The sequence below is a fragment of the Bacteroidota bacterium genome (assembly GCA_041658205.1).
Lineage (GTDB): Bacteria > Bacteroidota > Ignavibacteria > UBA10030 > UBA8401 > UBA8401.
This window is the reverse complement of sequence record JBBAAO010000002.1, coordinates 318,989-338,863: the sequence shown is the minus strand read 5'-3', so window position 1 is coordinate 338,863 and position 19,875 is coordinate 318,989. Positions and strand designations below refer to the sequence as shown.

Here is a 19,875-nt window from a genome sequence, read left to right as displayed (position 1 = left end):
AACCTTCATCGGTGTGAGAATGTACCAAAGAGGATAGCGATAAACAACTATGGTGTAACCGCTTTCTTTCCATTTAAAAAATATGCTATATTGACAGCAATCATTCTGAAGGAATATCATGAAATCCGCTGTTCTATTATCACTCGTCCTGTTTTCCATCACTGTTGCTGCGGCTCAAGAGACAGATTCATCCGCATATAAAAAATATTTTGGATTCAGTGCCAGTCGTGTTTCCGGATTAGGGTTAACATTTGGAATTGAACCGACACAGCAGATAAATTTTCAATTTACAGGCGGAATTTTTCAAACAAGTAGTTCAAGCTTTTCTTCGTTTGGGTGTGAGGTTCAGTTTCATTTACACAATCAACATAATTATAAAATTTATGTTGGTCCCGCTTTTGGCACATTCAACGAAGGGGATGAACTCAACACGATTCGTGAAAAAAGAACGTCAGAATTCGTCTTTGGCCTGGCGATGGGCGCAGCTGCTCCGGTCTCAGGCGTTTTTGATAACCGCTTACGTGTTTCCGGTACGTTGTATTATCCTACGTTTTACAAGGACAATTCCATCAGCGTAGGATTCGGAGCGACCGTACATTTTCTTTTCTAATTAAAATTCATCTGTATATAACAACATTTCTAGTATTAGCGTTGAAAATGATTTTTATTTTGTTTGATATTTGATATTCTTTAATCCACTCGATTGTAAAAATTCCCGAAATTGATTTCTTGCTGCTATCACTCCGTTGTGCGTCAAATCGGAATGAATAAAGATCAATCGATTATTTTTTAGGTCATTATATTTTAGCGCAGTCTCTTCGGTTTTGAAATATGAAATATTCCATCCGTCTAAGTCCGCCATAAGGCTTTCCGATTCATTTTTCGTCCCACCGTCATCTGTATAGATATTAATGATACGTCCTCTATTGTTGTCGATCCAATGTGAATACTTTTCTGTTTGTGCATACAGGGCATCAAATAACATCACATCGGAAATATTTTTGGTTAAGCCGCCCCGCATAAGACAAAATGCCATCACACGAAACGCGCCGCTATGTCCGGCAAGGATAATGCTTCCAACTTGTCCAGACGTGATCTTCTTTTCTTTTTTGAGAAAGTTTAAAACATCATTAACAAGATTTTTCAATCCATCTTTCTCCTCCATCCTTCCACCAAATGAGTCGGGAGAATATTTTGGCCCCTCCGGAAAGACAAATAGTGCGTTCTTTTTGCTTTCTGAGAATTGTTCAATCAATCTGAATTGAGCACAGGCACTATCGATAGAATTATACCAGCCATGAAAATAGATAACGAGGTTGATACGTTTTGTTTGATTGAATCCTTTTGGAATAAAAATAGCTACGCTACTATCGCTATAATGCTGGTCTGCAGAAAATGTCAATTTATTGTATGTATGGCCATTTACCCTGTTGGCGTGAGGAAATGGTGCTGAAGAAAATTGCGGTATTAATATTTCACCAAGATAATTATATCGTTCTGTCAGCGGTTGAGCAATCATTGCAGAAAAAAAGAGTATAGAACCACAGCACCACCAGACATATTTCATCATTTCCTTATTCCCAATTATTGTTGAAATAAAATACAATTCTTTTATTCTTTATGCATATCATATTCAACTTGAATTGGTAAAGTGGAGATTTCGGAAAAAGAAGAAAGCGTTGTTTTCTATTGTAAGCAAGTGTCAAATATGATTGAAGATTTTGTCTCTTTTGCATTGAACACTGGAGCAGAACAAGATAATTGAAGCCGTTCAAGTAGTTCAACACTGTGAAGATATCGTTCATAATATATGTTACTGTTATACTGAGGATAAAATGGATTGGCGATTATACAAGACAGCGTAGGGACATGAAGAAGTAAAACAGATACATTAGATTTTTTAAGATGAGAAATACACTCATATGTTTGAAAGATATTTTCTTGAATCAACATTGAAAATGGATCGGGAAATATGATGTTTTGAAACATGATTGAACCCTTTACACAATATTCAGTTAAATGTTCCAGTGCTGACGATGATATGAGCTTCGAAATATAAAGCGTTGTTTTATTCTCCTTTTGTTGTAACTGAAATGCTTCCACCTCTTGCTTCTCGAGTAATAATGGTATTGCAACCACATTCGAAGCGGTATGTACATTAATATCAGTAACTGGAAGATGGAAGAAAGATTCTATCACCTGCATTTCACTGCAAAGAGTAGAAATATCAGTAGAGCGTGCACCGCCAGTGGTAAAAATGATCGAATCCACAACTGTCATTGGCGCAATGCGGTTCAGTGAACCATCGATAAAGACATAGTGAGGGTTATAGGACTTCATTTTTTCAACAACAACCCGTAATTCTTTCGTATTGCTTGGACCCGCAATCACAATACGACCTTCTTTCATTACTCGCAAAATTACTATTTCACCGAGTGGTGTATACATTCCCGTATGTTGAAGAACATCGACTACCGCAGTTGAACTCTGCAAACATTGTTGAGATGTAGTGATAATGAAGTTTGGGTAAACGGTGATGCGTGGTTTGGGAAGAAAGGTAACATTGTCTATATCTTCTCCATCAAATCCGATACTTGTGACTGCGATGGAGATATTTCTGTATGAAGCTTCTTTCAATAAACAATTGAGTGTCGTCGTCTTTCCGGTATTTTTTGCTGTACCGGCAATACCAATCACCATCTTTTTCTGATGTGGATATGTTGGATCAATCTCCGACACAAGTGACAGTCCCTTTCCCAAATTTTCCGGGATAAGCGCCATCTTCAGCATTGCCTAATAGTCCTTTATTGATCGCATCCGGAAGATTATCCGCATTTGCTACAGAACGTAATGTTTCTGTTATGTTCTGAATTAATTGATCCTTAAATATTTGCATTGCCGGTGTTGGTGAAAAATATGCGTCACCCATAAAATTGAAGGCATCTGTCACCGCACGAATACTGTCGATGCGGGACGAAATACAAATCGGTCCTCGTGAGTATGCTTCATCTGTTGAAGCAATAGTGATGGCATCAACTCCTAACGAAGCAGCAAGCGATGCATGATATGATGTAGCATTTGCTGACTGCACACGATCTTCCGTTTGCGTCATAAACGCAATCGGTTCGCCCGGCCAAATTGGACAGTCAACAATTTCATTGAGAGCAAGAATCTTTGCAGCGTTAAAATCTACATAGTTTAGTTTCATTTGACCATGTAACACAATGTGCGGTCCGTAACAAAAAAGTGGTTTGAGAATGGCCTTTGCTCCAAGTTTCTTCCCAAGCATCACATTAATGAGTAATCCGGCAAGAGTTTTCCATGCGGGAACACCGCTCAATTCATCATTTCCCGGAATATCAAACTCCATGTTATAGCGAGCTGCAATTTTTATTGCTTCAATCCCATCAACGGTTAATCGTTCAGGATCTGTTCCGGCCCCCAAAGATCCATACACCAAATCGATCTTTGTTAAATCCGCACCGGCTTCTCCGGCAAGTAGAGCAATTTCCGGCGTGTTCAATCCCCTGTGTGCTCTCACAGTCAATAATGTTGCCGGATCGAGCCATCGTTTCATTAATCGAATATTATCGAACGAGGTAATCGTTCCATCATTCTCATGCGTCAGCATTCCCTCCAGCAATCCTTCGTAGCGGGCTTCCCACGATGGATTGATAATAAGAAATCCATCAATACCCCAACGTTCACATATTTTTCCATGGACAATGTCCATAATCGGACATCCGCTACCCAAGAACTTAAACACAAGCGGTTGACGCCGATTGTGCTGCATTTTTACAGCATGAAAAGAAGTGTGTCCGCTCAGCATCTGTTCTAGATTTTGTAATTCCTGCTTGTCAACAAAACGAACTCCTTTAGGAAAACGATGATGCGAATTCCCCTCAACAATTTCCTTGTCGCACAACATATTGTATTGAGACTGCAGGCTTTCTTGTTGCATCGAATTTCGAGTATGAAATAACTCTTCTCGGACGCGAGCGCGTTGTATTCCAGAAGTTGTTTTTCCCTCAGACCATTGGAGTGTTTTATCGACAATTGTGGAGAGAAGTGTTTCAATTTCTTTGTTATGGAAAAGGTACGAATGTTTTGTTGAAATGGATGGTTTAATTCTTGCGGCTTTTATTTCGGTCTCATCAATTGTTTTTCCTTCAATATATGCGAGAACAGTTTCAATCGAAGAATGTTCGTCAAACCCTTTATCGAATCCAAGTTCAGCGGCTAGCTCAGGTGTGATCGCTTTTCCTCCGATAACAATTTTTGAATGTTCCCGAATCCCTGCAACGTCCAGCAAATCAACAAATCGAGCAAGAAGTTCAGCGATTCCGTAACCGATTGTACGACTGACTAAAATGTAATCGTAATGATCACTCGCAGCTTTTTTGATAATGCTTTCTATTGGAAGATCGGGAGCGAGTAATTCTGTTTTGTGACCGTGATTAGATAATTCAGCATTGATTAATTTGATGCCAACATCGTGCACAGGATCGAGCGGGACACAAAGAATATGCTTTGATTGTGTGGTCTGTAGTATCATAGTAATGTTCCCAATCGTTGGATCTTCAAAATAAACTTGCAAATCATTTTAACCAACGATACGTATTTCCCGGTTTGTAGACATATTTTCGTAGACGGACACGCATTCCATATCCGTCAAATTCTTCGAACATGATATCTACCTCACCGAGATTCATCTCTTTCCCCAATTGTAATGCAAGACGCTTCCCTTCCTGCTGATCATTACAGACAAGATATGTTTCAATATCAACTCCATCCATAATGCTGTTAAATGCCGAATCATTTTCCATGTATCACCTGCTTAAAAATTGCTTCTCCGTTTTGCCGTGAAGCAAAGCAGAGAAGCATGACGAAATTATTGCTGTTCATACATTCCAGAGTGTTGACAGACAATTTCTATCAAAATCACAAGTCCGCGAACAACCATTTGAGCACGTTCTTGAACCAATTGTCCCTGATTGTCCGAAGTTCCTAATCCCGGTGAAATAAAGATGTTGGCATCATACGCAATGGTTGGAATGATACCCATTTGCGTTAACCCATCCTGGAATAAATTTGAACCTGCATACATATCTTCTATCGAGAAAATTGGAATACCAAGTTTTCCGCTCTTCCAGCTCTCTTCGTAATTGATTTCCACTGCGCAGCTATTGTAGCTTTTTGTAATCTTAAAGAATGGTTTAATGCGGGAATCAATCTTCCCAAATTCTGCAATCACAATTTCATAGAGATCATCAACCGTCTTGGTAACATTCTTTGGATTATCGCGGAGTAGTTTTAATGCTGCCACCATTCCGGAAAGAGATTCTTTTCCGGGATCGAAAGCAACATAGGCTGCTTTTCCATATGAACCTGTTGTACCGTAACGATTTCCATGAAGTCCCATAGCGCGCCGAATAGGAATCATCGCTTCTTCTTTTCCAATGATTAATCCGCCGTGTGGAAAACTCGGTGCTTTGTCGACACTGAAAATCATGACATCAGCACCAATTTTTTTGATACTCGTGCCAACAAGCGGGAGACCCCATGCATTATCGATGACGTAAGGGACATTATACTCTTGAGCAAGTTTTGCAATTCCTTTGGAAAGATTTGGTGTTCCGTCAGCATCTCTATCACCATAACCATAACCGGGTGTATCATATCCAAGGGAGGCAAATCCAGACAGGAGAGTTTCGTTTCGTTTTGCTGTTGAGCGTAGTGCTTCAAGAGATTCTTTAACCTTTAGATTTTTCATTAACGGAACGGTGTAATATTTTATTCCGTGTGCTGGATATTCCGCTCCCTCCATTGGTACATAGATTGTGTCGAGATTATTTTGACGCTTACCGGAGAATCCGAGCTCTCCAGAGGTGCTTCCACGATCAGCAAGAATATCTTTATATTTTGGTGGAACCGGGCGTCCATATCCGCCATGATGGTGAGCGTGACGTTCCAACGGAAGTATATACCGCGCCCGATAATTATCGCCTCGTCCATGCAGCGGTGGAGTCATCAATGAATCAATAGAAACCCACAATCCCGCTTCGCAGGTGCTGACCGGTGCGGCATCATATCCATCACCGTACACATCTTTTACTATTTCCCGAATTTGATCGACATAAAATCCCAACGGGACCACTTTTTTCGATTCTGTCTGAATCACTTTTTCCAGATCTTCACGAAGCGGTGCGGGACATCCGGATATTGCACCTGTCAGTCCGATCGCCCCTTTTAATTCTGCAGGCATCTTGAGTGTTTCCGCTGCCTTTTTGGCTTCAGCGTAAATCAATTGTGTTTCTGCTTGTAATCGTTTATACATTTGAAATTTATACTTCGGTGCCGCCATGATAATTATCCTTTCTCAAAATGGTATTTCTGTTATTTCTTGAATCCTTGAATCATAATTTCATCCCGAAGCACTAATCCCAGCTGTGTTCCGGATTTTCGTTCTTTCATTTTTACAATTGTATTCTGATGATTTGGCATGTGGGTATCATCGTACCCAGCAATTGTTCCGATTAATTGTGAATGACAATAGACCGGATCGCCTTGTAACAATACACCGCCATTGGTGAGTTCAACAAACGCTATGTATGCTATCGTATTCACGGTCGTGCCCGGACCTGCTTCGTCCTCATCTGTTCCAATCAATTCAATGATCGTTCCGGTAGGAAATGCTCTGGAAGGAGGTTTAATCAAGTGTAATGCGCGGTGGTCTAGCATGCCATCAAGAACAGCAACAATATTTCCTTTGATATCAACTTTACTGTGATAAAAATTTTGGTTCACAAGTTTGGTTTCGTAAGGATCTGCCATATTAGGACCTATACAAATTTTGTAACAAACGAGTCCACGTCGCCATACAAAAAATCGATCGCTGGCAATTCGATCATTGTGTAACAGCCAGGTTCATGTTGCATTGCTGCGCGCGCAGCAGAAACCATCACCTGAGCAGTTAATGCGGGATTATTCACCTTCAATTCAAATTTCATCGATTGATTGTGTGTCATTCCGGAGACTCCGCACCGCACCATAGACACTCCATGACCGACATCCATGAGATTCTCAACATTATCCACCTGATAGACATATGTTCTATCTTTGATGAAATACGGATCTTTTTTAATTCGCTCTTCGATGTCATTGAAATTTGCTCCTTCATTCAATTCCACATACACCATCCGTCGATGCACTCCCATGCTTGCGGGAACAGTAATGGAGATTGCATTTTTTACTCCGGGAATAGCTCGCACTGCAACCGAGTGTCCCATGGACATTCCCGGTCCGAAATTCGTGTACGTGATCCCCCGCGGTGCCATTGCTTCAAACCAACAGCGGATAATCGAATCGATTCCCGGATCCCATCCTGCCGAAAGAATAGAAACCGTATTGTTTTCTTTGGCAAGTACATCCAAATATTTTCTCATTGCAGGAATTTCCTGGTGGATATCAAAACTATCCACAGTATTGATCCCAAGCTTGTGAACTTTTGTTGCGGTTTCTTTCACAAGGCGCGAAGGACAACTGAGAATTGCAACGTCAACTTCCTCGAGATCTTTAAGTTCACTGACGATTTTTGTGTTGGTTAGGGCGATGGGCTGTTTGTTTGTGAGAAGACATTTTGCAGAAACAATTTCAGGGACTTCGACTATGCCTATAAGATTCATATCCGGTTCGTTGAGAATGGATTCTATAGCACATTTCCCAACATTACCGTAGCCTATGACGGCTACATTTATTTTTTCCATGACTACTCCAAATGTAACTCCTGGTGAGGATTTTTCATTGACTGGTCTTTGATGAATTCGCATAATGTTCTGCAAGCAGATTCATTGTGCTTTTGTATTAACTGTTCTACCTGTGTTTTATTTTTTTGTTTTAATGCTTCAATAATATTTCTGTGATCAGATATTGAGGAATCAATTCTTGTGATTAATGATAGGTAAATGTAATTATACCGAAGTGTCTGATCTCGAAGATTTCTGATAAACTGTGAAATTTTTTTGTTCCCGCTGGCATCGCTCAACAATTGATGGAATTCAGCATTAAGATTGAGAAGCGTACGGTAATCTTTTCGTTTATCTTTTGCCGTTAGTTCCATTTCATCTGTAAGAACAGAAAGCTCTTCGATCGTCTCTATCGAAATTTTGTCGCACGCAAGCCTTGCCGCAGCAGATTCCAGAATACTTTTTGCACCATAAATATCTTCAACATCATTCTGGGAAATTTCCGTGACTACAGCTCCTTTGCGCGGAAGGATGTTGATGAATCCTTCCGAATCAAGCAGCAGCAACGCCTCTCGCAGCGGTGTTCTGCTTACACCTAGCATTGAGACGAGTTCCTGTTCGGTCAACCGCGAACCTGGAGACAATCGTCCATCCATAATTGCATTTCGGATTGAAGATGCAATGCGGTCACGTAGAGGAGCAAGATCAGTAAAATCAACACTGAGAGAGCTATTCAGTTTTTTTGCCATAATTCATTTTACCTTAATTGTATATTGTATACAATATGCAATATATTGAAATATCACATGTTAGCAAGTCTTTTTTTGCTAACAAAATTTGGGACTACTATATCTGTAAAAAAGGTAAAAACATCAATCAAAACAGTAGGAACGAAAACCCCTACCTAATATGATCGTAACTGAAAACCTTGTTTTGGTAAATTCTATAAACGGAAGCTACTGGTAGTGAAGGTAGATAGGAAAGGTAATAATGTGCTAATGTTGCTTTTGAAATAACTGAGGGGAGGGGAATTTATGAAGCAAGAAATGTTTGCGGAATTGTTGTTGTAAATATAATTAACCAAATGATTAACAAAGAGATCAATTACTTTTTCTTTTCTCTCACCACTCTTTCGATAACCTCCATGGTTTTCTCTGCACCGATTTGCCAATCAAATTCTTTAGACCTGAGAAGCGCGTTTGAAGAAAGGCGATCCCGCAGGTGTGCATCGCGCAACAATAGAATGATCTTCTCTGCAAGCTGTTCTCGATTGCCATATTCGTACAACAATCCTGTTTCGTTATCCACAACAGCATCGCGAAGTCCCTGCACATTACTGGAAACGGTTGTCGTTCCACACGCATTCGCTTCAATCGCCGTTAAACCCCAACCTTCCTTCGCGGATGTATTTACCGCAACATGCATTTTATTGAGCCATGTTACTTTTTCTTCTTCACCGACAAATCCTGTGAATGTAATGTTGTCACTCAATCCAAGTGTCTTCGACAGTTCCATCAACCTCGGTTTATCATCACCGTCACCGACAATTACAAGTTTCGCTTCGGGAATAATTTTTTTGACAATGACAAATGCTTCAATAAGATGATCGAACGATTTATATTTTTTCAATCTACCCAGCGCACCGATTAACGGTTCAGATGATTTTGCAATTCCGGTCTGACGAAATAGCTGGTGATTCATTCCATATGGAACATAATGGATCTTTTCGTTTGAAAATCCATTAGCATTCACTTCATTCATCGTACTTGGGGAATGGACCATAAAATGAATTTTCCGATACATTGGCAGCGAAACGCGTTCTGCAAGATAGACGTACGATGCGAGGGGGAATATTGTTTCTTGAAAAACGCTGGTTCCCAGAAGATGATGGATCTCTCCCAGCACCGGTTCTTTCACATACGCAGGAGTGTAAAATGGAATCTTATTGACATCATCCACAATCAGTTCAAAGTGTTGATCCTTGAACGTGGAAAAATATTTTTGCATCACCACATAGTTAAAAAGAAATCTTCCACCCTGACGAATAATCTTTATACCATTTATTTCATCAATCGGTTTAGCACCGTCGTATGATGAACAGAAAAGTGTAACGTCGTGCCCCATCGCGGCAACGCGGGAATATGTTTCGTGGAGATGTACTTCGGCACCACCGGAAAGCGGATGAGAAAGATCTTGCCAATTGAAGATGAGAATTTTCATCGGAGCAATGGAGAATGAAGAATGGAAAATGGAAAATATATGTTGATCAATTATTCATTCTCCATTCTTCATTGATTTGTTATTGCTTTTTTCCGATTACTCCCATCGAGAGCGCTGTGTATGTTGCCAGAGAGCTATCTTTTACAGCATCACGTACAGCTTTGCGGATAGTAAATAAGACGGGAATTTTAGGATTTAAAGGAAGTTTGATCTTTACCGCACGCAATGCTTCCCGAGTCATACGGTAAAACAGACTTGGATACATCCATTCACCATAGGTGTGAACGGTTTGCAACCCAAGTTTTTCCATCTCTCGTTTCAGCTCCGGAACGGAGAATGAACGCTCCCAACCGGCAAACCATTTATTAATAGCAATCAGGAAAGTTTTAATGACAGTATAGATATGATATCGCTGGGGAACATCAACACAGAGCAAGCCGCCGGTCTTTAAAACGCGAATATTTTCTTTTAACAATGCCTCCGCTTTTTCATGGCGAAAGTGTTCCAGCAATCCCTGATGAAAAATAATATCAAATGATCCATCCTTGAACGGTAATTGAAACGTGTCTCCGCCGATAATACGAACATCCATTTTCTCTTCGTCAGCGATCCGTTTCATGATTTTCAGCGAGTTCATTGAATAATCAAGTTGATAAACGATTGCTCCACGTTCAACCAGCGGAAAACTGTCGCGGCCGGTTCCTGCACCGATTTCAAGAATTTTCTTTCCTTTTACATCGGTCACTTTTACAAGATTGCGTACAACACGATCTGAGTTGGAATAAACCTCTTTGACCTCTTTTTTCTCTTCCCAAAAATTATCCCAGTGTTCTAAACGAGATTCTTTCATAGTAACACATCATTAAATTATTAAATGTCGACGATTAACTTTACGAAAAGTAAAATAGGATGAAGATGGCTCTTCATCCTATTTAGATTTATTCCGTTTATACGTTATTTCTTTGCAACAGAGTCTTTCTTTTGAATCCCTTTTAATGCTGCCTGCGCTTGCACCTGTGCTTGTTGTGCTTTTACCCATTCCGGTAATCCCTGCACGCCGGCATATGCTGTATTGATCCGATTAAGGATGTCGAGTGCTTTATCATAATCCTGACGGTTTTGATACAACGTAAAGAGCATATAATAAGGATGATATTGATTCGTAAACGGTTCCAAAATCGGTTTTGAAACAATATCAAGCAATTTCATTTCAAGCTTACTGATCATTTCCGTATACCGCACATTCGATCCTGCATATTGATAGAAATTTGCAATGTCGAATTCCACACGATAATCCATCGGCAGAACTGATGGCGGAAGTTTTACCATCATGGAGTCTAACGCCTCGACCGCTTTCGTATTATCGTGCACCGTATTAATATAATAGAGCGCAAGACGCATGTATGCGTTTCGATAATTCATGGCAAGCCGAACAACATTCTCGTCATAATGCACCGATGTATCTTGCAGACCGCGATATCGGTAGCCGCGCTGAAAATTCAGGTTTGCATCCACAGGTTCGTTCAACAGATTCGCTGAAAGAATCTTCGGATCGATCACTCCTTCGTCGCTTGGTGCAGGATATGGTATCAGTTTCATCGCAAGTCCATCCATGCGGAAATAACGATCGAGACCAATCTTCGAATCCGGAGTTGACGTCACAGCCATATACACCGGACGCACCCAGTTGTTCGTCCGAATAATGTCGTACGCCATAATATCCTGAGCACGGATTGCTTTGATTACTTGTCCACCTGCTTGCGGGAATGAGATCGTGTTCGGAAGAACAAATCGTAATTCTCCTGCTTTGGCTGAAGAATCGTTCTTCATTTGCGGTTGTACCGGACGGTCTGAGAATTGTTGATATTCCCGCATAACATCAGCCGGCACAGGAATTGACAATTCGCGCGGTTCCCACTGCATCGGCCCAATCTGTTCAATTTCCTGATCGCTTAAACTGATCGGAACTTTTTTTGCACCGTGTGGCTCTTGATGTTTTAATTGACGGATATACCACGATGTATTTACCAGACTTAAATTGACGATTCGAATGTCGCGTCGTACTCCTTCAACATCCTGCAAATACCAAAGAGGAAATGTATCGTTATCTCCGTTGGTAAACAGAATAGCATCAGGTTCACACGATTGTAAGAGATTGTATGAATAATCCCATGCAACATAATCTCCTGAACGATCCGAAGATTTGTAGTTGGTGTACAACATGTTCACGGGAATAAATACCACTAACAGTCCCAACAGAGCATAGGATGCATATTTTTGGAATTGCATATTCTTCACCACATCGCGGATGGAGTCAACGATACCCAGCGCTCCAATACCAATCCATACAGAAAAGACAAAGAATGCACCGACATAGAAGTAATCACGCTCACGCGGTTGAGGATTCTGCATGTTGAAATAGATCGCCATCACGAGTCCCATCAACAGGAAAAAATTGAAGAAAACCCACCACATAACACGATCTTTTTTCCAATGATAATAGAAACCAAACAGACCGATGATTAACGGAATCCCCAAGAGTTGTTTCCAATTTACTCCTGCACCCTGAAAGTCTCCTTCCCGTCCGGCATATTGCCACAAGAAGTACCGCATAAACATTTCGTCCATCTGATAGCGCCAGAAATAATCACCGTCACTTTTATAGTTCGTGTAAATTCCTTGGTGCTGCGGTTCCTGACTCCAGCGCCGTTGCATAATCGGCGAATCGCCGTACTGTTCACGATTGAGATATGAAACAAGTTTTTTTAACGTGCTGGGATCATTCTCATTCATCGGCGTATTGGCATTTGCACGGATTATCACCATGGTATAGGTGGAATATCCAAGAATGATGAGTAAGAATGAGAGGGACGCAATATTCAGCATCTCGTTCTTGTTCTTAATGGAATACCACACGCCGTAAATTGCCGCACCGATCGCAGCAAATGGTATTAATGTCCAGATGATGCTTTGAGATTCTTTCCCCCCGCCGATTGCATATTCACCATCCAATAAATTCGGAAGCATTTTGACGATACCGGGATATACTACAGCAAAAATTCCGATTGCCACAATTCCAAAAATGATATAATTTCTGATGGAGAATTCATAACGTTTAAAAAAGACAATAATCAAAAACGGGAAGATTACCAGAAGCGCCAATAAATGTACCCCAAGCGATAATCCAATCAGATACGCGATAAGAAAAATATATTTTTGATGTGACGGTGTATCTGCACGCTCATTCCATCGGAGTGAAAGCCATGTTACCAGACTAACAAACAACATACTGATGCCGTACACTTCTGCTTCCACCGCATTAAACCAAAATGTTGCACTAAACGACAACGAAAATGCTCCAACAGCAGCCGAAGTATACAGGGAAGCCTTATTCCACATATCATCCGTTCGGGGTCTCCACAAGATCATCAGTTTCACCAACGACAGATAAAGAAACATTGCCGTTAAGGCACTTGATAACGCGGAAATAAAGTGAATACGAACTGCGGGATCATTATAAAATGGCACCATACCAATCACTTTTCCAACGAGCAAAAAGAACGGTGAACCCGGAGGATGTGGGACTTGCAATAGATATGTTGCGGAAATGAATTCGCCTACGTCCCAAAAAACGACTGTGTCGGCAAGCGTAAGAATATAGGTGATGAGCGTTCCAAGAAAAACAAATCCTGCAACATATTTATTCAGTTTAGTGTGCTCCATTACAACCTCTGTATTAATCTCTAAAAATGGCAGGTCGGCGTTTCACGAAGTGATACCTTCGGCAAACGCCGACCTATCAAATAACGATGTAAATATACTTTGAAAGTGCCGATTTTCAAAAGAAAATCACAAAATCAATTTTGCCGCGATCTCATCGCACACAGCGTATCCTCTGGAAGTAAGCGAAATGACATTGTTTTGACGAACGAGTAAGCCTTCCTGTTCCATTTCTTGTAACAGTGACTGTTTCACTGAAAATACATCCTCACCATAAAGCGGATAAAGTTTTTTTAGATCGATACCGGTGCTGCGCAAACCTAAAAAAATCTCTTCGGTAAAAAATTTTTTGCGATCGATCGTTTCACTTCCGACAACAGGAAATTCTCCCTTTTCAAGTGCATCGCAATAACTTTGGATACTCCGGACATTCCACCACCGCTTTCCGGTCACCGAAGAATCTTTACAGAATGAATGTGCGGAGGGTCCAAAACCGATATAGTTGCTGTGATTCCAATAATTGTAATTGTGGCGGGAAAAATATCCCGGCTGTGCGAAGTTGGAAACTTCATATTGCTGATAACCATTTGCTGCCATGGTATCGATAGTAATCTCATACAAGAGCGCATCTTCGTCATCGGGCAGCGGTGCCACAAGTTTGTTCTTCACCATGGTTGCAAGGGGTGTTTGTTCTTCCACGATAAGTGCGTAAGCAGAGATATGTTTTGGCTGCAACGCAATGGCACGGCGAAGATTCTCTTTCCATCGTTCTGGAGTCTGGTGCGGCAACGCAAAAATCAAGTCGCAGCTGACATTATCAAATCCTGCACGATAAGCGCTCTCTACTGCCCGTTCTGCTTCTTCGGCGGAATGAATACGAGTAAGAAATTTCAGATCGTCATCATGAAACGACTGAATACCAAAACTGATTCGATTAAAACCGACAGAACGAAACTCACTGAGCTTATTCAATTCCACTGTTCCCGGGTTCGATTCGCAGGTGATTTCCGCATTCGGTTCAATTCGGTAATGTTTATGAAGTAAAGAGAATATTTTTTCAAACTGTTGTTGGGAAAGCAATGATGGAGTGCCGCCGCCAAAGAAAATTGTTTCAATCGTTTCGGCTTGGGAAATTGTCTCCCTGCGAAGTTCGATCTCTTTTTCTAAGGCAGAAAGAAAGCGATCCATCGAACTCATATTCTCAATAGAATAAAAGTCGCAATAGATGCATTTGTGTTCGCAAAAAGGAATGTGAAGATAGAGTGAAGCCATGGTTTTATTTAATAATTTTTCCTATCCTACTCCATTGAATTCCGACATCATTCTTTGACCAATAAATCATCATTGCTTTGCCGACAATATTCTCTTCCGGAATAAATCCCCATTCGCGACTATCCGAGCTGTTATTGATATTATCACCAAGGGCAAAATAATAATCTTTCTTGATTGTGTACGTTGTTGTTTCCGTTTGATTAATAAAAATTTTTTTGTCGCGAAGTTCAATGACGTTTCCTTCCCGTTGAATAAATATTTTCCATGCCAAAAAATTGTTGTTATTGATGGGGAAAGACATTTCTTTTTTGGGAACGATGGTACGAGGAAAATCCCGAGAGGCATGATCATAAAAATTCATCCGTATTCCGTTCACCCTTACGTTACCGTTGACGATATCGATCGTGTCACCGGGCAAACCAATACAACGCTTAACAAGAAAAAGATTTCGAATTGAGTATACTTCGTTCGGTTCACCGGGAAAACCAAACACTATCACATCGCCGCGTTGCACACTTTTTATTTTAGGAAACTGGAAATGAGGAAGAGAGATGTAGAGAAATTTTTGAGGAGTGCGCGCACCATAGGTAAACTTGTTCACGAGCAAATAATCGCCAATGTGCAGCGTTGATGTCATCGATTCGCTTGGAATCTTAAACGCATCAATTATACACGATTTCAAACCTGTGGCAAACAACAGAGTAATAAAAAGAACAAACGCTCCATCTCGTATGGTCCGCCACATTGTTAACACCTTAACCGATCAGCGTACCGATCCGGCCAAATCGGATCGTTTCCGGATTAAACACTGTCACAACAATTTTTGTTAGGATATCAAGAAGTATGTTATGTCCGGAAAATGTAGTATAGATCCATTCCATTCGCATTGATTCGCCGCGTATGGTAAGCTCTTCACGATATTCGTCCGTCAACATCACAGAAAAATAGACGAACATTGGTGTACCCACAATATTCTCCCGTGGAATGAAACCCCAAAAGCGGCTGTCCAATGAGTTATCGCGATGATCACCCATACCGAAGACATAATCTTTTTCAACAATATAGGTGTTGGTAACGTTTCCGTCGATTGTTACTGTTCCATCACTTCGCAATTCGGGTGTATGTCCATCGCGCTGAATAAAGGTTGACCACATTCTAAAATTTTCAGGAGTGATCTTCATGGACATTCCTTTTTTGGGAACAACCAGAGGTCCATAGTTATCCTCGTTAAACATTGCCGTCGGCGGAAATGAGCGTTCATCCTGATATGAGGGAGGAATAATACGCAAATTATCAAATTTCATATTTTTGGGAATCGGCGCGGATTGTCCATTGATATAGACGACACGATTTTTGACTTCCAGTGTATCACCCGCTATTGCCATACAACGTTTCAAATAAAACGTGAAAGCTTCTGGCTTCACTTCATCTCTCATCCCTGGAAATTCAAACACAATAACATCGCCGCGCTCCACATCACGAAATCCGGGAAGTGTCGTCCACGGCAAACGAATATCGGTGAACATAATATTGCGGGGTGTCGATGCTCCGAAGAGAAATTTGTTGACCATCAGAAAGTCACCGGTCAACACTTCGTTCTCCATTGACCCTGTCGGTACGAGGAACGAAGCGATGACAAAATTATTCAACAAGATGAATCCGCCAAAGACAATCACAAATTCTTTTGCCTGCGCGATAAAGTTTTCTTTCCACGTCAGTGGTTTTTTGACTTCGTCTTTTTTGATTTCTTTTTCTTCTTTTGCCATTCGATTAATCTACTTTCCCCTTGTATAATTGTTCTATTGGAAATATCATTTCGTAATTATTCCAATTAAGGTTTCCATTAAGAACTTTGAATTTTTTGAATTCTGAAATTTTTAAATATTTTTTTAATGATGGATGAGCATTTCCCATTAAAAAATGTTTACAATTAACGATCGTAGATTTTCCATTTGAAAAACCGAGTTTAATCTTAAAGGCAGAAAGATATTTCGCACGTTCTATCGACAGAACTCCCGATGGCTTTACTTCGTGTGTTTTTACGACTATTTTCATCGCGTCCTCCTATATCGTTTCTTGATTACAACTTTACGGATAGTTTTTCTTAATACAAAATAATCATTCCATTTTTTCACAATATCTGCGGCGTTTCGTTCAACGACCATAATAAAATCTGAAAGTTGAGGTTCTTGAAGCGGTTTCCTTCCTCTAACATTTTCAATAATTATTTCTTTTACGTTTCCATGCTCAAAAATTATTTTTGCTTTGCAGGAACGATCTTGAAAATCTGAATGAACATGGATGGGCAAATGTTCGTTCGCGTAAAAATATACAACAATTCCAAAATATTCATACAGTGTCGGCATCACTAAAATCCAACTCTCTGTTTTGGTTTTGATTCTTCTTTCATCAACAATCGTATCGCCTCGAACACCATTTTGAATTGTCCGTCATATTTCTTTTCCATTGAATCCAACTTCCGTTCCAACTCCTTATACGAGGAAAGCCACTGACGCAATTTGACAAACGTTCTCATAATTTCAACGTTCACTTCTATTGCCCGCTTACTTTTTAATATTCCCGATAGCATTGCGACACCTTGTTCGGTAAAAGCAAACGGACGATATCTTACACCACCCCAACTTGAGGTCACAAATTGTGATCTCAAAATTGCAAACTCTTTTTCAGTCAATTGAAACATAAAATCAGAGGGAAATCTCTCAATATTTCTTTTTACGGCCTGTTTTAAAACACGCGTTTCAACGCCATACAATATTGCCAAATCAACATCAAGAATGACTTTTTCTCCACGAATAAAGTGGATCTGCGAAACTATATTTTCATGTTTTATGATTGAATTACTCATCAATGTTTACCTTAAAGGTAACAATTTGTGACCTTTAAGGTTTCATTTGATACTTTATCTCTTCGACTTATTTCTAATCATCCCCCATTTTCAACACGGCAAGGAATGCTTCCTGCGGTAACTCTACTCGTCCGACCTGCTTCATCCGTTTTTTTCCTTCTTTTTGTTTTTCAAGAAGTTTGCGTTTCCGGGAGATATCACCGCCATAACATTTTGCCAGTACATTTTTTCGCATTGCCGAGATCGATGTTCGCGCAATAATCTTGCTTCCTATCGCAGCCTGAATGGCAACGTCAAACATTTGACGCGGTATTAACTCTTTTAGTTTCACACAGAGTTTTTTTCCCATTTCAAACGATTTATCATGGTGGACAATGGTAGAAAGCGCATCAACCTGCTCCGTATTCAATAAAATATCCAGTTTTACAAGGTTCGATTCGCGATAGTCCAAATATTCATAATCTAGGGATGCATATCCGCGTGTTAATGATTTTAATTTATCATAAAAATCAAAAATGATTTCGGATAACGGAAATTCATAAGTAATATCCGCACGCGTTGGATCAAGATATGATGTATCTTTCCAAATTCCGCGTCGGTCGGTTGCCAATTTCATAATATTGCCGATGTATTCCGTCGGCGTAATGATCTGTGCTTTAATAAACGGCTCTTCCACCCGTTCAATTTTTGTAGGATCAGGCATGTCTGCCGGATTATCGACGATAATCATTTCACCGCTCGTCAATATTACACGAAACTCTACGTTCGGAACCGTCGTGATGAGTGATTGATTGAATTCCCGTTCTAAACGCTCCTGAATAATCTCCATGTGAAGCAATCCGAGAAATCCGCAGCGGAAACCGAACCCGAGCGCACCGGATGATTCGGGAACATAAATGAGCGAAGAATCATTCAGCGCAAGCTTTTCGAGTGAATCTCGAAGTTCGGCAAACTCGTCGCTGTTTGTTGGATACAATCCGCTGAACACCATCGGTTTCACTTCTTTGTATCCGGAAAGCGGTTCAATGGAACCGTGATACTGTGTCGTGATCGTATCGCCCACTTTTGTATCACGCACGTTCTTCAGTCCGGCAATAACATAACCGACATTCCCAGCTTCTAATTCTTTCGTTCGGCTCTTATTCATATAGAGCACGCCGCACTCTTCCACTTCCGCCGTGTTGCCATTGTTGATGAACTTGATCTTTTCTTTCTCTTTCAGTACACCATCCACAACACGCACATACGCAACCGCTCCGCGGTATGCATCAAACTTTGAATCAAAAATCAGTGCACGCAGCGGTTTCGCCGGATCGCCTTTTGGTGCCGGAACCCTGTTCACGACTGCTTCAAGAATATCCTCAATGCCGATCCCTGTTTTTGCACTTGCACGAATAATCTCTTCATCCTTGCACCCTATCAAATGGATCACTTCATCTCGCACTGTATCCATCATCGTTGCAGCGGAAGGAAGATCAATTTTGTTCATCACAGGAATGATCTCCAGTCCGGAGTCGATTGCCAGATAAAGATTACTGATTGTCTGAGCTTCTACTCCTTGAGACGCATCAACCACCAGAATTGCTCCCTCACAAGCAGCTAATGAACGGGAAACTTCATAGGTAAAGTCAACGTGACCGGGAGTGTCGATAAGATTCAACGTGTAGGTTTCGCCGTTTTTTGCCTTGTATTCCATCTGAATGGCGTGAAGCTTAATCGTTATGCCTCGTTCTTGTTCCAGATCCATATCGTCGAGAACCTGATTGGTCGTCAGATCCCGCTTTGTGATACGTCCCGTAAATTCAAGTAAACGATCAGCAAGAGTGGATTTACCGTGATCAATATGGGCGATAATGCAGAAATTTCGAATTTTGTTCATTTTTTCAATTAGTCTTGTCAAAGCTATTAAAAAATCCAAACCTTGACAAGATTTGCAATACAAATTAAAAAATCATACTTACTTTTAAAAAAAATCCCGCCGAAAGTGCTGATTGGCGGGTTTTCTATAGTCAAAATACTAATAATAGAAAGGAAGTGCAAGATATGAGTTTT

At 40.6% G+C, this 19,875-nt stretch carries 19 protein-coding genes; 1 reads left to right on the top strand and 18 read right to left on the bottom strand.

The genetic code is table 11. The features are described from left to right. The first annotated feature begins 118 nt into the window (after positions 1-118). Entirely contained in the window at positions 119-610 is a 492-nt protein-coding gene (locus WDA22_13330; GenBank protein MFA5834453.1) for a hypothetical protein, read from the top strand. Positions 611-664: 54 nt separating this feature from the next. Here WDA22_13330 and WDA22_13325 read toward each other — a convergent pair whose 3' ends face one another. From WDA22_13325 to lepA, 18 genes are all read right to left on the bottom strand, one after another. Further along, entirely contained in the window at positions 665-1,567 is a 903-nt protein-coding gene (locus tag WDA22_13325; GenBank protein ID MFA5834452.1) for a hypothetical protein, read from the bottom strand. A 119-nt stretch (positions 1,568-1,686) separates the two neighbouring features. Then, on the bottom strand, positions 1,687-2,790 hold the full coding sequence (locus WDA22_13320; GenBank protein ID MFA5834451.1) for a hypothetical protein: 1,104 nt from the start codon (positions 2,788-2,790) through the stop codon (positions 1,687-1,689). Next, positions 2,726-4,555 carry a cobalamin-dependent protein gene (locus tag WDA22_13315; GenBank protein MFA5834450.1) on the bottom strand — a complete coding sequence of 610 codons (1,830 nt, stop codon included), beginning with the start codon at positions 4,553-4,555 and terminating at the stop codon, positions 2,726-2,728. The genes WDA22_13320 and WDA22_13315 overlap by 65 nt, the downstream gene beginning before the upstream one ends. A gap of 43 nt (positions 4,556-4,598) precedes the next feature. Beyond that, positions 4,599-4,826: a hypothetical protein gene (locus WDA22_13310; protein ID MFA5834449.1), complete on the bottom strand. Its 228-nt coding sequence runs from the start codon at positions 4,824-4,826 to the stop codon at positions 4,599-4,601. A gap of 65 nt (positions 4,827-4,891) precedes the next feature. Continuing rightward, positions 4,892-6,364, bottom strand: a complete 1,473-nt coding sequence (locus WDA22_13305; protein MFA5834448.1) for a hypothetical protein — start codon at positions 6,362-6,364, stop codon at positions 4,892-4,894. A gap of 32 nt (positions 6,365-6,396) precedes the next feature. Further along, positions 6,397-6,834 (bottom strand): hypothetical protein, encoded by a 438-nt coding sequence (locus WDA22_13300; GenBank protein ID MFA5834447.1) that lies wholly within the window; start codon positions 6,832-6,834, stop codon positions 6,397-6,399. An 8-nt stretch (positions 6,835-6,842) separates the two neighbouring features. Then, positions 6,843-7,766, bottom strand: a complete 924-nt coding sequence (locus tag WDA22_13295) for a diaminopimelate dehydrogenase (GenBank protein ID MFA5834446.1) — start codon at positions 7,764-7,766, stop codon at positions 6,843-6,845. Between the two features lie 2 nt (positions 7,767-7,768). Further along, on the bottom strand, positions 7,769-8,494 hold the full coding sequence (locus WDA22_13290) for a GntR family transcriptional regulator (protein MFA5834445.1): 726 nt from the start codon (positions 8,492-8,494) through the stop codon (positions 7,769-7,771). Between the two features lie 355 nt (positions 8,495-8,849). After that, positions 8,850-9,965 carry a glycosyltransferase family 4 protein gene (locus WDA22_13285; protein MFA5834444.1) on the bottom strand — a complete coding sequence of 372 codons (1,116 nt, stop codon included), beginning with the start codon at positions 9,963-9,965 and terminating at the stop codon, positions 8,850-8,852. Positions 9,966-10,044: 79 nt separating this feature from the next. After that, positions 10,045-10,815: a methyltransferase domain-containing protein gene (locus WDA22_13280; protein MFA5834443.1), complete on the bottom strand. Its 771-nt coding sequence runs from the start codon at positions 10,813-10,815 to the stop codon at positions 10,045-10,047. A 104-nt stretch (positions 10,816-10,919) separates the two neighbouring features. Then, positions 10,920-13,688: a DUF2723 domain-containing protein gene (locus WDA22_13275; protein MFA5834442.1), complete on the bottom strand. Its 2,769-nt coding sequence runs from the start codon at positions 13,686-13,688 to the stop codon at positions 10,920-10,922. A 126-nt stretch (positions 13,689-13,814) separates the two neighbouring features. Further along, on the bottom strand, positions 13,815-14,957 hold the full coding sequence (gene hemW, locus WDA22_13270) for a radical SAM family heme chaperone HemW (GenBank protein MFA5834441.1): 1,143 nt from the start codon (positions 14,955-14,957) through the stop codon (positions 13,815-13,817). Between the two features lie 4 nt (positions 14,958-14,961). Next, positions 14,962-15,702, bottom strand: a complete 741-nt coding sequence (gene lepB / locus WDA22_13265) for a signal peptidase I (protein ID MFA5834440.1) — start codon at positions 15,700-15,702, stop codon at positions 14,962-14,964. A gap of 10 nt (positions 15,703-15,712) precedes the next feature. Beyond that, on the bottom strand, positions 15,713-16,723 hold the full coding sequence (lepB, locus tag WDA22_13260) for a signal peptidase I (GenBank protein MFA5834439.1): 1,011 nt from the start codon (positions 16,721-16,723) through the stop codon (positions 15,713-15,715). Positions 16,724-16,727: 4 nt separating this feature from the next. Continuing rightward, positions 16,728-17,012 (bottom strand): DUF2442 domain-containing protein, encoded by a 285-nt coding sequence (locus WDA22_13255; GenBank protein MFA5834438.1) that lies wholly within the window; start codon positions 17,010-17,012, stop codon positions 16,728-16,730. After that, positions 17,009-17,323 carry a DUF4160 domain-containing protein gene (locus WDA22_13250; GenBank protein ID MFA5834437.1) on the bottom strand — a complete coding sequence of 105 codons (315 nt, stop codon included), beginning with the start codon at positions 17,321-17,323 and terminating at the stop codon, positions 17,009-17,011. The genes WDA22_13255 and WDA22_13250 overlap by 4 nt, the downstream gene beginning before the upstream one ends. Positions 17,324-17,325: 2 nt before the next feature. Beyond that, positions 17,326-17,823 carry an ORF6N domain-containing protein gene (locus WDA22_13245; protein ID MFA5834436.1) on the bottom strand — a complete coding sequence of 166 codons (498 nt, stop codon included), beginning with the start codon at positions 17,821-17,823 and terminating at the stop codon, positions 17,326-17,328. 73 nt (positions 17,824-17,896) lie between these two features. Next, complete coding sequence (lepA, locus tag WDA22_13240; GenBank protein ID MFA5834435.1) at positions 17,897-19,702, bottom strand: translation elongation factor 4; 1,806 nt, start codon at positions 19,700-19,702, stop codon at positions 17,897-17,899. Positions 19,703-19,875 lie beyond the last annotated feature (173 nt).

Coding starts and splice junctions, on each gene's coding strand:
- lepA (MFA5834435.1), bottom strand. CDS start 19,702: ATGAACAAAATTCGAAATTTCTGCATTATCGCCCATATTGATCACGGT.
- hemW (MFA5834441.1), bottom strand. CDS start 14,957: ATGGCTTCACTCTATCTTCACATTCCTTTTTGCGAACACAAATGCATC.
- WDA22_13255 (MFA5834438.1), bottom strand. CDS start 17,012: ATGAAAATAGTCGTAAAAACACACGAAGTAAAGCCATCGGGAGTTCTG.
- WDA22_13300 (MFA5834447.1), bottom strand. CDS start 6,834: ATGGCAGATCCTTACGAAACCAAACTTGTGAACCAAAATTTTTATCAC.
- WDA22_13275 (MFA5834442.1), bottom strand. CDS start 13,688: ATGGAGCACACTAAACTGAATAAATATGTTGCAGGATTTGTTTTTCTT.
- WDA22_13310 (MFA5834449.1), bottom strand. CDS start 4,826: ATGGAAAATGATTCGGCATTTAACAGCATTATGGATGGAGTTGATATT.
- lepB (MFA5834440.1), bottom strand. CDS start 15,702: ATGTGGCGGACCATACGAGATGGAGCGTTTGTTCTTTTTATTACTCTG.
- WDA22_13245 (MFA5834436.1), bottom strand. CDS start 17,823: ATGAGTAATTCAATCATAAAACATGAAAATATAGTTTCGCAGATCCAC.
- WDA22_13320 (MFA5834451.1), bottom strand. CDS start 2,790: ATGCTGAAGATGGCGCTTATCCCGGAAAATTTGGGAAAGGGACTGTCA.
- WDA22_13325 (MFA5834452.1), bottom strand. CDS start 1,567: ATGAAATATGTCTGGTGGTGCTGTGGTTCTATACTCTTTTTTTCTGCA.
- WDA22_13330 (MFA5834453.1), top strand. CDS start 119: ATGAAATCCGCTGTTCTATTATCACTCGTCCTGTTTTCCATCACTGTT.
- lepB (MFA5834439.1), bottom strand. CDS start 16,723: ATGGCAAAAGAAGAAAAAGAAATCAAAAAAGACGAAGTCAAAAAACCA.
- WDA22_13290 (MFA5834445.1), bottom strand. CDS start 8,494: ATGGCAAAAAAACTGAATAGCTCTCTCAGTGTTGATTTTACTGATCTT.
- WDA22_13295 (MFA5834446.1), bottom strand. CDS start 7,766: ATGGAAAAAATAAATGTAGCCGTCATAGGCTACGGTAATGTTGGGAAA.
- WDA22_13305 (MFA5834448.1), bottom strand. CDS start 6,364: ATGGCGGCACCGAAGTATAAATTTCAAATGTATAAACGATTACAAGCA.
- WDA22_13280 (MFA5834443.1), bottom strand. CDS start 10,815: ATGAAAGAATCTCGTTTAGAACACTGGGATAATTTTTGGGAAGAGAAA.
- WDA22_13250 (MFA5834437.1), bottom strand. CDS start 17,323: ATGCCGACACTGTATGAATATTTTGGAATTGTTGTATATTTTTACGCG.
- WDA22_13315 (MFA5834450.1), bottom strand. CDS start 4,555: ATGATACTACAGACCACACAATCAAAGCATATTCTTTGTGTCCCGCTC.
- WDA22_13285 (MFA5834444.1), bottom strand. CDS start 9,965: ATGAAAATTCTCATCTTCAATTGGCAAGATCTTTCTCATCCGCTTTCC.